The organism is Mangrovibacterium sp., from assembly GCF_059905295.1.
Genome location: NZ_JBZQJF010000040.1, coordinates 1 through 17,751, shown reverse-complemented (window position 1 = coordinate 17,751; position 17,751 = coordinate 1). Strand labels below are relative to the sequence as shown.

At 40.7% G+C, this 17,751-nt stretch carries 14 protein-coding genes; 10 read left to right on the top strand and 4 right to left on the bottom strand.

The window, feature by feature from the left end; translation table 11 throughout:
* Window positions 1–301: 301 nt before the first annotated feature.
* Entirely contained in the window at window positions 302–844 is a 543-nt protein-coding gene (locus AC37HE_RS02500) for an AAA family ATPase (protein WP_500781198.1), read from the bottom strand.
* A gap of 347 nt (window positions 845–1,191) precedes the next feature.
* On the opposite strand from AC37HE_RS02500, the gene AC37HE_RS02495 reads away from it, so the two are divergent.
* Window positions 1,192–2,685, top strand: a complete 1,494-nt coding sequence (locus AC37HE_RS02495; RefSeq protein ID WP_500781197.1) for a tagaturonate reductase — start codon at window positions 1,192–1,194, stop codon at window positions 2,683–2,685.
* A gap of 33 nt (window positions 2,686–2,718) precedes the next feature.
* Window positions 2,719–4,206, top strand: coding sequence for a UxaA family hydrolase (locus AC37HE_RS02490; protein ID WP_500781196.1), 1,488 nt, complete (start codon window positions 2,719–2,721; stop codon window positions 4,204–4,206).
* Window positions 4,207–4,409: 203 nt separating this feature from the next.
* Here the strand turns inward: AC37HE_RS02490 and AC37HE_RS02485 are convergent, their stop codons facing one another.
* Complete coding sequence (locus tag AC37HE_RS02485) at window positions 4,410–5,600, bottom strand: FprA family A-type flavoprotein (protein WP_500781195.1); 1,191 nt, start codon at window positions 5,598–5,600, stop codon at window positions 4,410–4,412.
* Window positions 5,601–5,760: 160 nt separating this feature from the next.
* On the opposite strand from AC37HE_RS02485, the gene mltG reads away from it, so the two are divergent.
* The 3 genes from mltG to AC37HE_RS02470 all read left to right on the top strand — a co-directional run bounded on the left by mltG (window position 5,761) and on the right by AC37HE_RS02470 (window position 8,077).
* A complete protein-coding gene (mltG, locus tag AC37HE_RS02480) occupies window positions 5,761–6,822 on the top strand; it encodes an endolytic transglycosylase MltG (RefSeq protein ID WP_500781194.1) in 1,062 nt (353 codons plus the stop codon).
* A gap of 82 nt (window positions 6,823–6,904) precedes the next feature.
* The gene (locus AC37HE_RS02475; RefSeq protein WP_500781193.1) at window positions 6,905–7,429 is read left to right on the top strand and encodes a hypothetical protein; all 525 of its coding nucleotides are present in this window, start codon (window positions 6,905–6,907) and stop codon (window positions 7,427–7,429) included.
* 96 nt (window positions 7,430–7,525) lie between these two features.
* Window positions 7,526–8,077, top strand: a complete 552-nt coding sequence (locus AC37HE_RS02470; protein ID WP_500781192.1) for a hypothetical protein — start codon at window positions 7,526–7,528, stop codon at window positions 8,075–8,077.
* Here the strand turns inward: AC37HE_RS02470 and murB are convergent.
* A complete protein-coding gene (gene murB / locus AC37HE_RS02465; RefSeq protein WP_500781191.1) occupies window positions 8,064–9,086 on the bottom strand; it encodes a UDP-N-acetylmuramate dehydrogenase in 1,023 nt (340 codons plus the stop codon). The genes AC37HE_RS02470 and murB overlap by 14 nt on opposite strands.
* A gap of 133 nt (window positions 9,087–9,219) precedes the next feature.
* Between murB and AC37HE_RS02460 the strand changes: the two genes are divergently transcribed.
* Complete coding sequence (locus AC37HE_RS02460) at window positions 9,220–10,332, top strand: glycosyltransferase (protein WP_500781190.1); 1,113 nt, start codon at window positions 9,220–9,222, stop codon at window positions 10,330–10,332.
* A 154-nt stretch (window positions 10,333–10,486) separates the two neighbouring features.
* Window positions 10,487–10,681 carry a hypothetical protein gene (locus AC37HE_RS02455; protein WP_500781189.1) on the top strand — a complete coding sequence of 65 codons (195 nt, stop codon included), beginning with the start codon at window positions 10,487–10,489 and terminating at the stop codon, window positions 10,679–10,681.
* Window positions 10,682–10,739: 58 nt separating this feature from the next.
* Here AC37HE_RS02455 and AC37HE_RS02450 read toward each other — a convergent pair whose 3' ends face one another.
* Complete coding sequence (locus AC37HE_RS02450) at window positions 10,740–11,462, bottom strand: cell division ATP-binding protein FtsE (RefSeq protein ID WP_500781188.1); 723 nt, start codon at window positions 11,460–11,462, stop codon at window positions 10,740–10,742.
* A 157-nt stretch (window positions 11,463–11,619) separates the two neighbouring features.
* On the opposite strand from AC37HE_RS02450, the gene AC37HE_RS02445 reads away from it, so the two are divergent.
* From AC37HE_RS02445 to AC37HE_RS02435, 3 genes are all read left to right on the top strand, one after another.
* Window positions 11,620–14,682: a tetratricopeptide repeat protein gene (locus AC37HE_RS02445; protein ID WP_500781187.1), complete on the top strand. Its 3,063-nt coding sequence runs from the start codon at window positions 11,620–11,622 to the stop codon at window positions 14,680–14,682.
* Between the two features lie 36 nt (window positions 14,683–14,718).
* Complete coding sequence (locus tag AC37HE_RS02440) at window positions 14,719–16,500, top strand: TonB-dependent receptor (RefSeq protein ID WP_500781186.1); 1,782 nt, start codon at window positions 14,719–14,721, stop codon at window positions 16,498–16,500.
* A gap of 343 nt (window positions 16,501–16,843) precedes the next feature.
* Window positions 16,844–17,751, top strand: a 908-nt coding sequence (locus tag AC37HE_RS02435) for an ATP-binding protein (protein WP_500781185.1), incomplete at its 3' end; no start/stop codon positions are given.

Sequence of the window (17,751 nt, the reverse complement as noted above, 5' to 3'; positions counted from 1 at the left end):
ACGCAAGGCTGATTTTTATCTTCAGGTATCAGCTCCTGAAAGCTAAGTTCAGCCGGGTGATCTCCTTCTGCCGTCGGAGCTTCCCGGCTTCACTAAGCTTCCGGTTCGCTTCCTACCCTCGATAAAAAGTAGGCCGAAATCACTTCGAGTAAGTTCCCATCTCCATTCGATTGTCTTCAATTGTTTCCAACTGCCTTCTCTTGTTTTCCTCCACTTTCATCCCTGTTGGAGATTCCCTCCGAATCATGAATGTTTTATTGTTTCAAAAAACGAATAAGTCACTCTTAAGACTGAAAGTCAGCTACAACAAAAGATCAAATAGATCTTTAATAAATTTTACCCGATCATTGACAGCTACTTTAGGTAATTCAATCAAACGATACCCCAGCTTCTGATATTCCTTACAAATTAGATCGTGTAACCGACATGCTTCCGAAAAACTCTCCTTCCTGATTTCATCGCAAGTATAAATCTCCTCCCATGGTGGACAAATCAGAACCTCTTCAAAATATTGGTATTTCGAGGCTGCTTCAATTAAAAGAGCCGAAGGTGAAAATCCCCGAAAACGGGCAAAAGCCAACTGATCCGGAATCGCACGATCAGTAAAAGCAATCTGATCTTCCGCAACAGACTGCCAAAAGGAAATCCTACGCATTAAAACAGCATTTTGAAATGCACCAATGTCTCTCCAAGGTAAAATAGAACCATTCGATTGAAGTTGTTCAGCTATAATCTCACGAGCTGCCTCCGATCCCGCAATAAAGCCCCAATTGACCAATTCATTGATTAAGGAGCTTTTCCCGAATCCCGGTCCACCGGAAATGACAAGAATTTTTTTTCGCATAAAGAAGCCGCTATCTGTCATGTAAAATTAATCTAAAATTAAACGAAAAGAGGCTAATTTATAACAATTCTAAATGTGAAATACCTCCCCAAAATCATACTCAAAAATCCGTTTTCATAACCATTTTAGTTTAAGCTAGTTAGTGAGTTCCAAGATGAAGCTGGGATTCGTTTCTGCCTTAAAACTTAAACATTGATATTCAACAGTTTATTATTTTTAACATACGAATATTCATGGAGAAATAAATATTTTTTCTACATTCGCCGTTGATATCGTGTACGAACACGAATTTTTTTAACCCAATTCCGTGTACGAAAACGGAAAACACAAATAATAAACCAGAAATCATGGAACTGAACAGAACAAATGTTAAAAGTGCAGCTCAATATCCAAGCCGCATATTACAATTCGGAGAAGGTAACTTTTTACGCGCATTCGTTGATTGGATCATTCAAAAAATGAATAACGAAATCGATTTTAACACCGGCGTTGATGTAGTTCAACCGTTGGCAAACGGAATGATCGATTTATTGAACAAGCAAGATGGCCTGTACCACGTTTACCTGAAAGGTATTAAAGATGGTAAGCCTGTAAAAGAATACCAATTCGTTAACTGTATCAATAAAGGAATCAATCCTTATACTGAATTCGAAGCATACAAAGCTGCAATCCTGAATCCTGAATTGCGTTTTGTTGTGTCAAACACGACTGAAGCTGGTATTAGCTGGGACGAAAACGATAAGTTGGACATGCAACCTCAAAATTCATTCCCAGGTAAAATTACGGCTTTATTATACGAACGTTACAAAGCATTCGAAGGTGCAAAAGATAAAGGTCTGATCTTCTTCACTTGCGAATTGATTGACCGTAACGGCGACATTTTGAAAAAATTTGTATTGCAACATGCTAAAAACTGGAACCTTGGTGATGAATTCATCAACTGGGTGGAAACAGCATGTGCATTCTGTAATACATTGGTTGACCGGATCGTTCCGGGATTCCCGAAAGACGACATCAAAGAAATTCAAGCTGAACTAGGTTTCGAAGACAACCTGGTTGTAGTTGGTGAATATTTCCACTTGTGGGTAATCGAAGGTCCGGAATGGGTAGCCAAAGAATTCCCTGCTGACCAAGCTGGTCTGGAAGTGAAATTCGTATCTGACATGACTCGTTTCCGTGAGCAAAAAGTTGCTGTACTGAACGGTTGCCACACCGGTAGCTACGCAGTTTCATACTTAAGCGGTATCGAAACAGTTCGCGAAGCTTACGAAGATCTGAATACAGGTAGCTTCATGCGTGAAATGATTTACGACGAAGTTTTGAAAGTATTAGACGGAACAAAAGAAGAGTTGACAAAATTTGCTGACAAAATTCTGGAACGTTTCGCTAACCCATTCATTCGTCACCAATGGTTAAGCATCGCTCTTAACGCCATGTCAAAATGGGAAACTCGTAACTTACCTTCAGTTTTAGGTTACATTGAAAAAGAAGGAAAACTTCCTGAAAGATTAACTTTCTCGTTGGCTGCGATGATTGCTTTCTACAAAGGAGAAGTTAACGGTAAAACATATCCAATTCAGGACGACCAATATATCATGGATTTATATGCTGAAGCATGGCCTGCTTGTGATGGCAGCGAAGCATCAACAAAAGAATTGGTTGAAAAAGTATTGAAACTGGAACGTCTTTGGAAACAAGATTTAAACCAAGTACCAAATCTGACGGAAAAAGTTGCAGGATACTTGTACCAAATTCAGCAAGTAGGTATGGAAGAAGCAATGAAAAGTGTATTGACTGAAGGACATCCATACATGCAAGAAGCTGAAGTATCAGCAAAATAATTTAACGAAAACGAATAAAGGAATATCCGTAAAATGGCTAATTACATCAAAATTAACCCGCTTGACAATGTCATCATCGCATTGAAAGATTTCAGCAAAGGTGAAATCATTGACTTGGAAGGCACTAAAATTGAAGTTTTAAATGACGTGCCCCGCGGGCATAAAATTGCTGTAACAGAAATTGCTGAAGGAAACGACATCATCAAATATGGTGCACCGATCGGTCATGCAACGGCAGCTATTTTACCGGGTGACCATATACACGTTCACAATGCAAAAACGAACCTTTCAGGAACCATGTGCTACGAGTTCAACCAAAAGTTGAATGCACTTCCTTTCGAAAATCAATCGCTGACTTTCAAAGGATACAAGCGTAGCAATGGTAATGTTGGTATCCGCAACGAAATGTGGATTGTTCCGACAGTAGGTTGTGTGAACGGTCAGGCAGAACAAATTATTCAGCTGTTCAAAGCCCAAAACGACACCAGCGATATCGACAGCATCCATGTGTTTAAGCATGCTTACGGTTGTTCGCAGTTGGGTGACGATCACACCAATACACAAAAAGCATTGGCACAGTTAATCAACCACCCCAATGCCGGAGGTGTATTAGTTTTGGGACTAGGTTGCGAAAACAACCAAATTGATCATCTGAAAAAATTCATTGGCGAATACGATCCAAACCGTATTAAATTCTTAGTTGCTCAGGATGTGGAAGATGAGGTAGAAGAAGGTCTGAAGTTATTTCAGGAGATTTATGAGCAAATGCGCCATGATAAGCGAGAGGAAGTTCCTTTCTCAAGCTTGAAGGTTGGGTTAAAATGTGGTGGTTCCGATGGTTTATCAGGAATCACCGCCAACCCGCTGGTTGGTGCATTCTCTGACTTCCTTGTAGCTCAGGGCGGAAGTACAATTCTGACCGAAGTTCCGGAGATGTTTGGTGCAGAACACCTGTTAATGGAAAGATCAGAAAGTGAAGAGGTATTCAACAAAACCGTAGACATGATTAACGGCTTTAAAGAATATTACCTGAAACACGATCTTCCCGTTTACGAAAACCCTTCACCAGGTAACAAGAAAGGTGGTATCACAACCTTGGAAGATAAATCACTGGGGTGTACTCAAAAAGGTGGTGTTGCAACTGTTACTGACGTGTTGGCCTATGCCGAACCAATTAAGAAAAATGGGTTGAACTTGCTTTGTGCTCCCGGTAACGATTTGGTTGCTGCATCTGCGCTTGGCTTCAGTGGTTGTCAAATTGTACTGTTTACAACAGGTCGTGGTACTCCGTTTGGTAGTTTTGTGCCGACAATGAAAATATCAACAAATACTCCTTTGTCTGTTAAAAAGTCGAATTGGATCGATTTCAATGCTGGGCGAATCGTTGAAGATCAGACGATTGAAGATAATCTGACCGACTTTGTCGCAGAACTAAAAGCGATAGCCGAAGGAAAAAAATTGAAGCATGAACTTAGCGGTTTTAAAGAAATTGCTATCTTTAAGACCGGAATAACCTTATAACAAAGATATACCCCTCGGGTAGGGGTTTTTTAGTAGTAATTGAGTAGTAGTAGTAAAAAAGCCATCAAGATTTCTTGATGGCTTTTGTTTTAGGCTATTTACAACCGGATGAATTACTCATTCCGGTTCTCTAAATATCAAAATCGAAGCATAAAAAAGCCGTTGAAGAAAACTCCAACGGCTTAGATTATATTCTGTTAATGCTATTCAGCCAAGATTTTGTCAGCCATTGCATTTGCCAAATCAATACACTTTTGGTATTTCTCTTCTTTTAAAGCGCCTTTTTCTTCAACAGCATCAGCCACCATGTCCCAGCCACAGGTTTCGGCAAACTTCATCAGGTTTTTAACACCTCCACCGTTCCAGGCAAAGCTACCAAATACACCAAGGTAATGTTCGCGAACACCCATATGCTGAACGGTAGTAATCAGATTTTCAACATTTGGGAACATCGCATTATTATAAGCACAACTACCAACAATAAATCCTTTATAACGGAAAATATCATTAATAATATAGGATTTATGCGTTTTCGAAGCATCGTAAACCCGAATATCTTTAATACCACGAACACTAAGTTGGCGAGCAATTACTTCAGCCATTTTTTTGGTATTTCCATACATTGATCCGTACACAACAACAACACCGGGCTCAGTTGTATAGGTACTCCATTTATTGTAACGACTCAACACCCAATCTAAATTCGTTCTCCAAATCGGACCATGGGTTGCTGCAATCATTTTGATATCCAACGGTGCTAATTTTTTAATTGCACGCTGTGTATGCGGACAGTATTTCCCAACGATATTGGTGAAATAACGCATGATGTCATTTTCATAAAACTCAAGGTTAATTTCATCATCGAAAACACCACCATCCAATGTACCAAAACTACCAAATGCGTCGCCCGAGAATACAATCTTGTTGGTTTCTTCGTAGCTAACCATGGTTTCCGGCCAGTGTACCATAGGGATGGTTTGAAATTGCAATTTTGTTTTTCCCAACTCCAAAACCGAGTTATCACTCACTTCTAACGTATTAACCGGATTCATATAGAAAGCCTCCACAAAACCAAAGGTCTTTTTATTACCAACCAAAGTGATGTTCGGGTATTTCATCACAATTGCACGCAAAGCTCCCGAGTGGTCCGGCTCCATATGGTTGATCACCAGGTAATCAACAGGTCTACCTCCCAGAATTGCGTCAATGTCTTCCAGGTAATCATCAATAAAAGCACGCTCAACAGTGTCAATTAAAGCGACCTTTTCATCGTCAATTAAGTACGAGTTATAAGATACCCCGTTGGGTATCGGCCAAATATTTTCAAAAAGGTGGGTTCTTCGATCGTTATAACCTAAATAATAGATATTATCCGCTAATTTTACCTGATGCATATCGAAAGTTTTAAATTGATTTTTTATTGAGTTCACGAAAATAGCTAATTTGATTCAATTCAAGCATTTCGGTTCATCATAATTCGACAGGACTTAATAAAAAACTTACACGAAACCAATTTGAAATAAAACGCTATTTTTGCAGCACAAATCTCAAAAAATGGAATTGAATACGCGTAACAGAATCATGCTTTTTCCTAAGCTGAACAAAATTATCATCGTCGTTTTTGCAATCGCTTTTATCCTGGTGGCACTCTACGGTTACCGGTTATTTGGATACATTTTTGATGAGAACGTTAAAAATGCAGGCAGCATAACCATTCCTGAAGATGCGACCTTTGAACAAGTGCTTGATTCAATCCACAAGCAAGACATACTAATCAACGAAAAAGCGTTTAAATGGGTTGCTAAAAAGAAAAATTACCCAACATTTATCAAAGCCGGACAATACGTCTTCACCAAGGGTATGAACACGAATGCCATCATAAATATGCTGAAAGCGGGCAACCAGAAGCCTGTAACCATTACCTTCAACAATTTGCGATTCATGACAGATTTGGCTGGTAAAGTTGCGAAATACATTTCACCGGATTCAACAACACTGATCCATTACCTGGAATCGCCTGAGGTCATTGCCAAATACGGTTTCAACGAGCACTCCTTTCATGCCATGTTTATTCCCAATTCCTATGAGATGTACTGGACAACAACTCCCGAACAGTTTGTAGACCGGATGCATGCTGAGTATAAACGTTTTTGGAACCGGCAACGCAAAGCCAAGGCCGACTCACTGGGACTTACTCCAGTACAGGTTATTACCCTTGCATCCATTGTTCAGGAGGAAACGATCAAAGCAGATGAAAAACCAATCGTTGCTGGATTATATCTAAACCGAATCAAAAAAGGCATGCTTCTGCAAGCCGATCCAACCGTAAAATATGCCTTGGGAGATTTTAGCATACAACGCGTATTGACCAAACAACTGGAGGTTGATTCACCCTTTAACACTTACAAATATGCAGGACTCCCCCCTGGACCAATCAATTTTCCCGAAATATCGAGTATTGATGCGGTTTTGAATGCAGACAACAACAAGTACCTTTATATGTGCGCCAAAGAAGATTTCTCGGGCTACCACAACTTTGCCCGTACTTTAAGTCAGCACAATGCCAACGCAGAACGTTACCGTAATGCACTAAATCAAAACAAAATATACCGGTAACATCCTTTAACACTCATTCATCTTAATTAATTAAGCTTAGTTAAACTTAACAAAGGCAGCGCGTATGTTTGCATAAAAAAGTATGCGCCCCATATCAATCCTTGTTTTCTGTTTGACGACTATCCAGCTTTTTGCACAAGACGAAGAAAAAAATAAGTTGGTCACCTTTGATGGTTATTTAATGCTGGAAGACAGCATTCCGGTAGAGAATGCCTACTTGATCAATTACCGGACAATGAAAGTGGTTGCAACCGACAGTACCGGCTATTTTAAAACATTGGCACAGCCAGGTGATTCACTCATGATTAATCACCTTACACTGGCACCACAGATTGTTCACGTGCCCGACAAATCGACCAAGAAACCGGTGATCCATGTGGATTTCCGAGTTTACCATCTGGCAGCAGTCGTAGCTAATTCGTACAAATACCAAATGCAGAACTTCGAGAAAAACATGAAACGAATGTATGCAGAATTAGAAAATCTGGGTTTTACAACCAATGTTGGGAGATCGGTTCGTTTAAATCCCTATAATCCGGATGAACCCGATCCGGGTTTAACCTTACAACTGGGTGAGGTACTCCGTCTCTTTAAGCGAAAAAAATAGCTCCGAAAATTCAATTTTTGTTATTCATAAAAAAACCTTTGATTTCAACTTTCGTTAATGTAAATTGGAATGAGTATATCAAATTAGAGGTTCCTGATGAGAAAATTATTCATAGCAATATTGATTCTATTCACTATCAACGAGTTCTGTTCAGCACAAGTGCAGCAAGGGAAAACCTTTGTTTTCGACGGGTATGTGATGACACCGGATTCGATGCCTGTTGAAGGCGCATTCCTGATCAATTACAGAAACTCAAAGATTGTTGCCACCGACCATTCCGGTTATTTTAAAATGGTGGTTGAGCCCAAGGATTCGGTCATGGTGAATCACGTTTCAATGGCCCCCAAGGTTATTGATGTTTATCCGACCTATATAAATAAGGCCAAAATAATTATCGACTACCGGACTTACATCGTTAATCCGATTACAACTTATGACGAAGAAAAACAGCGCTCAAATCTGGAGCAGAGTATGGATCAACTGAACCAAGACATCCAAAAAGAGATCATTGTTGACCAATCAAAACGCACCGGGAACGAGAATATATACAATGACAATGTCAACAATCCCGGGGCCACAATCATTCGGGTATCTCCAAAAATCAGCAAAAAAGACAAAATGGAGAAACGAGACCCTAACAACCAATAAAGTTAACCTCCGGCTCTAACTCAATATTAAACCGTTCCAAAACCGACTGTTGGATTTTCATCGCCAACTGGTGGATGTCCTTTCCGGTAGCCGAACCATAATTAACCAACACCAAAGCTTGCTTTGCATGCACACCGGCATCTCCTTCGCGGTAACCTTTCCACCCACATTGATCAATCAACCAGCCCGCAGCTAATTTACATTGTCCCTCCCCTGCCGGGTAAACCGGAATTGTAGGAAATTTCTCCTTCAGCATGTCTCCCATTTCGTTGGATACGACCGGGTTTTTAAAAAAACTACCAGCATTTCCAAGTTCCTCTGGATCAGGAAGCTTCGATTCACGAATTGCAATAACTGCATCGCGTACATAATGAATATTCTCCCCTCCCCGCTTTTCGACCTCAGTACGTAAATCACCATAATCAAGCTTGTATTCAACAAATTTATCCAAGCGAAAAACAACAGAGGTGACCACGAAACGCCCCTTCAACTGATTTTTAAAGATGCTGTTACGATACGCAAACTGACAGTCACTTCCGGGAATTTCATATTCTTCAAAAGTCTTCAAATCGAAACCTTTCACCATCTCTACATAATCCCCAACCTCAACACCATAGGCTCCAATATTTTGCACCGGTGCTGAACCCACATTTCCGGGAATTAGCGATAAATTTTCGATCCCACCATACCAGTTATGTACACAGTAGGCCACAAAACGATCCCAATCTTCACCGGCTCCAACTTCCAGCCAAACATGATTCCGGTCTTCCTTAATTTGTTTTATTCCGGGAATGTTGGCATGTAAAACCAAACCCTCAAAGTCGTCCACAAATAAGAGGTTGCTACCACCGCCCAACAAAAGCAAGGGCAATTTCTCCCATTCCGGGAAGTTTGCCAGAAAATAAGGCAGATCATCAGCCTCCGTAAATTCAAAAAAATAACGGGCCTTTGCGTCTAACCCAAATGTATTGTAGGTTTTAAGGGAAAAGTTCTCGGAAAAACGGATCATTCTTTAATTTTTCTGCCAAAGATAATAGAAGCAATTTCACAACGTTTACAATCGTAAGACTATTTAATTTAACAAACAGCTCCAAGCAAGCCCAACGAATACATGTTCGACTAAAGCTTGAAAGAAGAAAAATATGCCTAAAAAAGTAGACATCGTTGTTACCAACGACTTAGTTACCGACAACAGAGTCCACAAAGTTGCTGAGAGTCTGATTCAAATGGGCTACACTCCCCGATTAATCGGACGGGAGCTGAAAGACAGCCTCCCATTGGAACAGCGAAATTATCCAACAGTTCGCATACAACTGTTCTTTGATAAGGGCCCTAAGTTTTACATCGAGTTTAATATCCGAATTTTCTTCAAATTATTATTTTCACGAGCATCAATAATTGTATCAAACGACCTCGACACGCTTGGGGCCTGCTATCCGGCAGCTAAGCTATCGGGCAAAAAATTAGTTTACGATAGTCACGAATACTTCACTCAAGTTCCGGAATTAATCGACCGCCCCTTTAAGCAAAGGCTGTGGGAACGACTGGAAAGAACAATTCTTCCCCGTCTGAAAAATGCATTCACCGTTTCACAATCTATCGCCAACGAATATGAAAGACTGTATGGAACCAAGTTTAAAGTGGTTCGCAACCTACCATTGCGTTCCAGGCAAATAGTCGTTTCAGTCGATCGAACGGTTCTTCCGCACGATGAAAAGATTATCATTTATCAAGGTGCCTTAAACTTGGGACGAGGCTTGGAATATGCTATTCAGGCCATGCGTTTTGTAAACGGAGCACAACTTTGGCTTGTTGGTTCAGGCGATTTGGATGAATACCTACAACTTTTAACCCGACAATTGGGCTTGCAATTCAAAGTTCGATTTTTTGGAAGAGTTCCATTTCAGAACCTTTCTGAACTTACTGCTCAAGCAGACTTAGGCTTATCGATTGAAGAAGATTTGGGGCTAAACTATCGCTTCGCCCTTCCCAATAAACTTTTCGACTACATCCAACATAAAATACCGGTTTTAGTGAGTCCGCTCCCCGAAATGAGCAAGATTGTCACATCCTACAATATTGGACAGATATTAGAGTCACGAGAGCCGGAACAAATGGCAAAACAGATAACAGATATTCTAGAAAACGAAAGCCTGAGAAAACATTACTTAAAAAACCTGAACAAAGCATCTTCTGAATTATGTTGGGAAAATGAAGTTGCTGTATTACAACACATTTTCAAGGAAATAAAATAACCAAATTGTAACCACACCAGGAATAAATCAAACATTTATATTATTTCCTTTAAATTTATTTACCATCTGTTTGCTATGTTATTCTTTTAACTATTTTCGTCTCTTGTTAAGAGTGTTATTAACCTTGAGTTATTTACAAGTTAAACCCTATTTTATGAAGAAAATTATTTTTCTTTTAGGAATTATTGCAATGATGGCTTCCTGCGGAACTCAATCAGCAAAACCAGCAGAAGAAACAGAAACTCCTGCGGTAGAAGAATCAGTTGAAGTTGCGGTGCCAGACACAGCTGTGGTTGCAGCACCAGATTCAGTTGAAGTTGCTGCTCCGGATTCAGTAATGGCTGAATAATTGCAACAATTTAAAAAACTAAAATGGTGTTTTGAAGGAATAAACCTCCTTTGAAACATCATTTTTTTTCGTCCATCAATTCCGAAAAATCTAGTACCAACTGCTCCTTATCCGGATTACTCAGTTTCAAATCGGCACACAGTAGTGTTTTGGCTTTGTACTTCTCAACAACGGTATAATCGTGTGTTGCCATCAGAATCGTCTTACCTTTTCGGTTCAATTCAATAAATATCTTCATAAGGTCAGCCGTAGTCTCCGGATCGAGGTTTCCGGTTGGCTCATCAGCCAAAATGATATCCGGGTCGTTCAATATCGCGCGGGCAATAACCACCCGTTGCTGCTCACCTCCCGACAATTCGTGCGGCATTCGTTTCAGGCTGTTCATCATGTCTACACGCTCCACCACCTCACGAATTCGATCGTTTATTGCTTTGTCATTTTTCCAGCCGGTAGCTTTCAACACAAAAACAAGATTATCGCGCACCGAGCGGTCCGTCAGCAGCCTGAAATCCTGAAAAACAACACCTATTTTTCGACGTAAAAAAGGAATTTCCTTTGGTCTTATGCGGCGTAGATTGTATCCGGCAACATAAGCTTCGCCATTAAAAATATCCAATTCAGCATGCAATACTTTTATCAAACTCGACTTTCCGCTTCCAACCTTTCCAATCAAATAAATCCATTCTCCCGAACGAACTTTTAAATGGACATCAGCCAGCACCAAATTCTCTTGCTGATAAACATCGACACCTGTTAAATTGATAATTGGATTACTTTGCATAGTGGCCTTTTTAGCTGCTTTTCACAAAACTAAGTTTTTTTGTCAAACACGGTAATAAAGCTTTAAAATAAACAGTTATTTGTTGAGAACTAAGGCAAGATATTTGTAACGAGCTTGTCTGAAATGCTATTTTTACAGTTCATAAAATTAACCGCCGATGAAAACAAGACTGGTATTGTTCGCACTTACAATATGCCTTTCCTCTTCTTTTTCTTTTGCTCAAAAAACCATTCAAGGCCAATCAGTTTCTGCTGATATACAAACTGCAAAAGATTTACTCTCGAAAAATCAGTTTATCTCTGCCGGAGAATATTTTGCAAAAATTGAGAAAGAAAGTGCACCAGGCTCGTCAACTCAAACAGAGGCTGCTTATTACAAAGCGCTTTGCCAATTAAAAACAGATCGCAAAGCAGGTGAAAATGCCATGCAAAATTTCTTAGGAAAACATCCGGAAAGCATTTATACTGATGCAGCCAACTTTGAATTGGCTAACGCCTGGTTCCACGATCGTCGCTATACGAAGGTCATCAGTATTTACAAGAAATTACCACGGTACAGTTTCTCTCTGGAAGAACAAAACAGAATCAGCTATCAAAATGGTTATTCTCTTTTTCAAATTGATCATTACGACGAGGCTGAACGAGAATTTAATCGCCTGCGAAACGGCAATTCCCGATATGCTTCCCAGGCAACTTATTATTGGGGACACATCAAATATATGAAGGAAGATTTCGACAGCGCGCTCCAAGCCTTTAACAGCTTGAAGGATAACCCGGCTTTTGCTCCGGTTATTCCTTTTTATATGGCTCAAATTTACTACATGCGTGGCGAATATGCACAAGTCATTTCTTTTGCTGAGCCCTTGCTCGCCAAAGCCGACAAAAAACAAAAACCGGAATTGGAAAAAATTATCGGAAGTTCTTATTTCCACCTGCAGCAGTTCGACAAAGCAATTCCGCATCTCGAAAGCTATTTCAAGGATTCAAGAAGTCGCCAACGCGATGAAAATTATATGTTTGCTTATTGCTATTACCGGGCTGCTCAATTCGATAAAGCCATCACCCCATTTGAATATGCATCAGCAGGCAAAGACGCCATGGCACAAAATGCCTATTATCATTTAGCTGATTGCTATATCCACACTGGTGATAAAAACAAAGCCCGTATTGCTTTTGAAGCAGCATCTGAAATGGATTTCGATAAAGGGATTCAGGAAGATGCCCTGTTCAACTATGCAAAAATCACCTACGAGCTGTCGTACTCTCCCTTTAACGAAACCATCAACGCTTTCGACAAATACATCAGCCTTTATCCCAATTCGCAGCGTAACGATGCAGCTTACAACTACCTGGTTCAGGTTTACATGAGCACCAGTAACTTTAAGGATGCCATGACCAGCATCGAAAAAATAAAAGTAAAGAACCCGGCGATACTCGAAGCCTACCAGCGAGTGAGCTATTACAGGGGACTGGAGTTCTTCAACAACCAGACTTATTCCGATGCCATTGCTACTTTTGACAAGTCGTTGGAAAATGGCAGTTACAATCCGACATTGGAGGCCCTTGCCACCTATTGGAAAGCCGAAAGTAATTATCGGCTAGGCAACTACCAGACTGCAATTGACGGATACGAACGTTTTGCACAAATGCCGGCAGCAAAGTCTACACAGGAATACATCAATTATAACTATAACCTGGGATATGCCTATTTCAAATTAAAGGATTACAACCAGGCTTCCCAAGCCTTCAACCATTTTATACAAATGTCGCCGGCGCAGGATGATAAGCTGGCAGATGCATACAATCGTCTGGGAGACTGCAATTACATCAATCGCGACTTTGCTTCATCGAAATCAAATTACAACAAAGCTTTGGGATTGAATAAATATGATGCAGACTATGCACTCTTCCAAAAAGCAATGAGTGAAGGTGTTCAACGTCAACCGCAACAAAAAATCAGCAGCTTAAAAGAACTGCTTAGCCAATATCCCACCTCGGCCTATGCCGACGATGCTTTATATGAATTAGGAAGAACTTACGAACGGGAAAATCAACTAACAACTGCTGTTTCATATTACAATCAGCTGTTAAATAGCTATCCGCAAAGCAGCTATCGACCGAAAGCTCTTTTGCAACTTGGATTAATCGCCTATAATCAGTCGGACTACAAACAATCCATGAGCTATTATAAGCAGATCGCTGAAAACTATCCGGACAGTGAAGAAGCACAAGCCGCTATGCTGGGAATCAAAAACAATTACGTTGAGATGAACAACGTTGATGCTTACTTCGACTATGCCAAACGGAAAGGCTCAAATGTACAGGTTACTGTTAGCGAACAGGATTCGTTGAACTATATGGCGGCCGAACGTTTGGTCATGAGCAAAGATCCGAAAGCTCGTCAGCAGCTCGAATATTACCTACAAAATTATCCAAACGGCAGCTTCAGCCTGAATGCTCGTTTTTACCTGGCTGAAACAAAATACAACGAAGGTCAGTATTCGGAAGCACTGCATGATTATGAGTTAGTCCTGGACAAAACAGATAACATTTTCACTGAGCCAGCCCTGGCCCGTGCTGCCGAATTACAATACAATGCGGCCAACTACGATCAGGCTTTAATGAATTACAAACGTCTGGAAGTAAATTCAGGCAATAAATGGAATTTACAGAAAGCGAAGATTGGTATCATGCGTTGCCTTTACGAGCTAGGTCGATTTGAAGCCTGTAAAAAAGCAGCAATCCAGGTATTGGCCTTGGAAAACTTGTCGGAGCAACAAAAAAGCGAAGCAAACTTCAAGCTGGCCAAATCATACCTGCAAACCAAAGACGAGCAGGATGCACTCCCCTTGTTCACCAAGCTTGCTGAAGATACACAAACACCGGAAGGTGCAGAATCGAAATACCTAACTGCTGAAATTCTTTTCAACCAAAACAAAACCAAACGGGCCGAAAATGTCATTATGGATTTTATTGAAAAGAATACACCTCACCAATATTGGCTGGCAAAAAGTTTCATCCTACTGGCCGATATCTACTCAGCCAATGGTGATCAATTCCAGGCGAAACACACTTTAATGAGTATGGTTGAGAACTATCCGGAACAGAATGATGGCATCATCGATCTGGCCAAAACGAAATTACAGCATCTGGAAGAGCTTGAAAAACAACAGCAAGCTGAGAAACCGGAGCCAATGCAAATCGATCCAACCCAGAATTAAGAGAACCGTTTACACGAAACAACATTAAGCAAACACATGAAACCAACATATTTTAAACATATCATACTCACAGGCCTGTTTGGCATGGCCTTGCTGTCGGTTTCGGCACAACAGGATAGTACAAAACTTCAAAAAGAAGTTGAAGTTATAAAAGCTTATAAACCGACCATTTCCGACGCTTACAAAATCAACGATCAGCCTGAAATTGCTTCACCATCGGGTGACAAGCCTGTTTTTGATTATCAAATTAAAACACAGCCTATGATCACCTCATTCACTATGCAACCGGTGGAAGCAGCGCGAATGAAGCCGGAACCCGGCGATCGGCTCAACAAAGGACTATTGAAATTGGGAGTAGGAAACTATTTCAGCCAATACGGAGAATTTTTCTACAACGCCGAAGCAAGCCGCTCAACAGATCTTGGCATACACCTGAAAAGCCACCTATCGAACGGTAAACTAAAGCTGGATAATGGAGACAAAGTGAAAGCACCTGATAATAAAAGCCTGGCCGAGCTATTCGTAAACCACCGCTTTCGGGCCGGCAGTCTGAAAACAAAACTATTTTTCGAGCATCAATCCTTTCGCTACTATGGTTACACCGGCGACAAACGAAGCGACGAGGATAAAGCTAGCTACATCCCGATGTGGAATGAAAAACAAGCTTTTCCGAAGGCAGGATTGTCCGTAAGGTATGCTCAAAAATACGATCCAAAGGCTGCACTAAACTTCAATACAGGTCTGGACTACCAATACATGGGAACAAAAACAGGGCAAAGTGAACATCTCGTAAAATGGAATGGCTACTTTTCTGCTCCAATCAACCTGATGGAAGGAGTACTGGATGCAGGAATCACCTACAGCACAACCGACAGTGTTTACCAAGCCGACACCGGGAACTTAGCCAAACGCAATCAGGCAATCTTGAAAGTTAACCCGGCTGCCGTTTTCGACTCGCAAACACTTAAATTCAGAATAGGGATCAACAGCTATACCGTACTTGAAAAAGGGGAAGACGTAACCTACATGCTTGCTCCCAACACCCACATTGAATACACACCGGCAGCAAACATCATCTCGCTATATGCCGGAACCGACGGCTATCTGAAGCCTAGTAACTACTCGGCCATTGCTGCCGAAAATCCCTTTGTCCGTCCCGACCAGAATATCAAAAACACGAAGTATCAATATATTTTAACCGGGGGGATAAAAGGAAAGTTCATGCCTGGCTTTGGCTACAATATTCACGTTGACTATGCCAGCATAAAAGATCAACATTTCTATTACCTGCACAATGATGAAATCACCGAAAATGCAGTTACTTCACTTTATCAAAACAACACATTTGACGTTCTGTACGATAAGGTAAAACAACTTACCTTAGGTGGGGAACTTCACTATGCCTTCAGTGAAGAATTTGACCTCCGTCTGGAAGCAAAATATCATTCCTATTCGCTAGACTCGCTTCAGGAAGCTTGGCTAAAACCCAAATTCGAAGCATCAGCATCTGCCTTCTACGATCCTGAAGGCCCATTCAAGTTTACAGCCGACCTGTATTTTACAGGCTCACGAAAAGCATTAATTGAAACCACACACATCAATAACGACGACTTAACACTACTTATCCCTACATCAACAACCGAAATGATAACTATGGATTCAATTATCGATCTGAATATTGGGGTTGAATATCAATTCAATAAAAACCTCAATTTTTGGGGCCGCGCCAATAATTTCACCTCTAATAAATATGCACTATTTCCAGGCTACACCAACCAAGGATTAAACCTGCTTGCAGGGATTAGTTTTTCGTTCTAACAAAAGGTAGAAGACGGCTTTAAAACAGACAAATTTCACCGACAGTCAGGTGATTATTAAAATGCTGATTTTCTGTTTCTTATTTTTTAATTTTTTGTTGAAAACTTTAGGTTCAAACAGCACAAAAAACTAGCAATAGAAAGGACTATTTTTCCTATATTTGCATGTTGACGCGGGAGATTAAACAAACGATTAAGAAGATCAAAATAATTCACCATAAATCAGGTACTTTCCCGAAAAACAAACAGGTGGGAATCAGCAGAGAACCATCTTTGAATTACAAATCCGAAAGGCCAGTCCGATCAGGATTAATTATTTATTGAAAGAACCAAACATTTAATAAATGAGCGAATTAGAAAATAAGCCAGCTAACGGAAATGGCAATTATTCAGCTGACAGTATTCAGGTACTGGAAGGTTTGGAGGCAGTACGTAAGCGTCCTGCCATGTACATTGGCGATGTGAACGAAAAAGGGTTGCACCACTTGGTTTACGAGGTTGTTGACAACTCGATTGACGAAGCATTGGCCGGCTATTGTAAAAACATTGAAGTTTACATTAACGAAGATAATTCGATCACGGTAAAAGATGATGGCCGTGGTATCCCGACGGAGATGCACTCCAAAGAAAATAAATCGGCACTGGAAGTTGTTATGACTGTATTGCATGCCGGTGGTAAATTCGACAAAGACACGTATAAAGTCTCCGGAGGTTTGCACGGGGTAGGTGTATCATGTGTGAACGCTCTTTCGACAAACTTGAGAGCCGAAGTACACCGCGAAGGCAAGGTTTGGGAACAGGAGTTCAGCATTGGAAAACCATTATATCCGGCGCGGGTAATTGGCGAAGCTTCCGATACCGGAACAATTGTAACCTTTCAACCGGATGCCAGCATTTTCCTGACAACAACCTACAAATACGAAATACTTTCGGCTCGTTTGCGCGAGTTGGCATTCCTGAATGCAGGAGTTCGCCTGATCCTGACTGACCTTCGTGTTCAAAATGAAGATGGAGAATACAAAAGCGAAGTATTCTTCTCAGAAGCCGGATTGAAAGAATTTGTTGAATACCTGGATGCAGCTCGCGAAAAACTGATCGAAGAAACAATTCATATTTCTTCTGAAAAAGGAGAAGTACCCGTTGAGATCGCATTACACTACAACACATCTTTCAACGAAAATATTCACTCGTACGTTAACAACATCAACACGATTGAAGGAGGTACCCACTTAACCGGATTTCGCCGCGGATT

Bases quoted from the DNA above. Each gene is read 5' to 3' on its own strand.
- AC37HE_RS02445 (WP_500781187.1), top strand. From the start codon at position 11,620: ATGAAAACAAGACTGGTATTGTTCGCACTTACAATATGCCTTTCCTCT.
- AC37HE_RS02455 (WP_500781189.1), top strand. From the start codon at position 10,487: ATGAAGAAAATTATTTTTCTTTTAGGAATTATTGCAATGATGGCTTCC.
- AC37HE_RS02470 (WP_500781192.1), top strand. From the start codon at position 7,526: ATGAGAAAATTATTCATAGCAATATTGATTCTATTCACTATCAACGAG.
- AC37HE_RS02485 (WP_500781195.1), bottom strand. From the start codon at position 5,600: ATGCATCAGGTAAAATTAGCGGATAATATCTATTATTTAGGTTATAAC.
- AC37HE_RS02450 (WP_500781188.1), bottom strand. From the start codon at position 11,462: ATGCAAAGTAATCCAATTATCAATTTAACAGGTGTCGATGTTTATCAG.
- AC37HE_RS02495 (WP_500781197.1), top strand. From the start codon at position 1,192: ATGGAACTGAACAGAACAAATGTTAAAAGTGCAGCTCAATATCCAAGC.
- AC37HE_RS02440 (WP_500781186.1), top strand. From the start codon at position 14,719: ATGAAACCAACATATTTTAAACATATCATACTCACAGGCCTGTTTGGC.
- AC37HE_RS02490 (WP_500781196.1), top strand. From the start codon at position 2,719: ATGGCTAATTACATCAAAATTAACCCGCTTGACAATGTCATCATCGCA.
- AC37HE_RS02475 (WP_500781193.1), top strand. From the start codon at position 6,905: ATGCGCCCCATATCAATCCTTGTTTTCTGTTTGACGACTATCCAGCTT.
- AC37HE_RS02460 (WP_500781190.1), top strand. From the start codon at position 9,220: ATGCCTAAAAAAGTAGACATCGTTGTTACCAACGACTTAGTTACCGAC.
- mltG (WP_500781194.1), top strand. From the start codon at position 5,761: ATGGAATTGAATACGCGTAACAGAATCATGCTTTTTCCTAAGCTGAAC.
- AC37HE_RS02500 (WP_500781198.1), bottom strand. From the start codon at position 844: ATGCGAAAAAAAATTCTTGTCATTTCCGGTGGACCGGGATTCGGGAAA.
- murB (WP_500781191.1), bottom strand. From the start codon at position 9,086: ATGATCCGTTTTTCCGAGAACTTTTCCCTTAAAACCTACAATACATTT.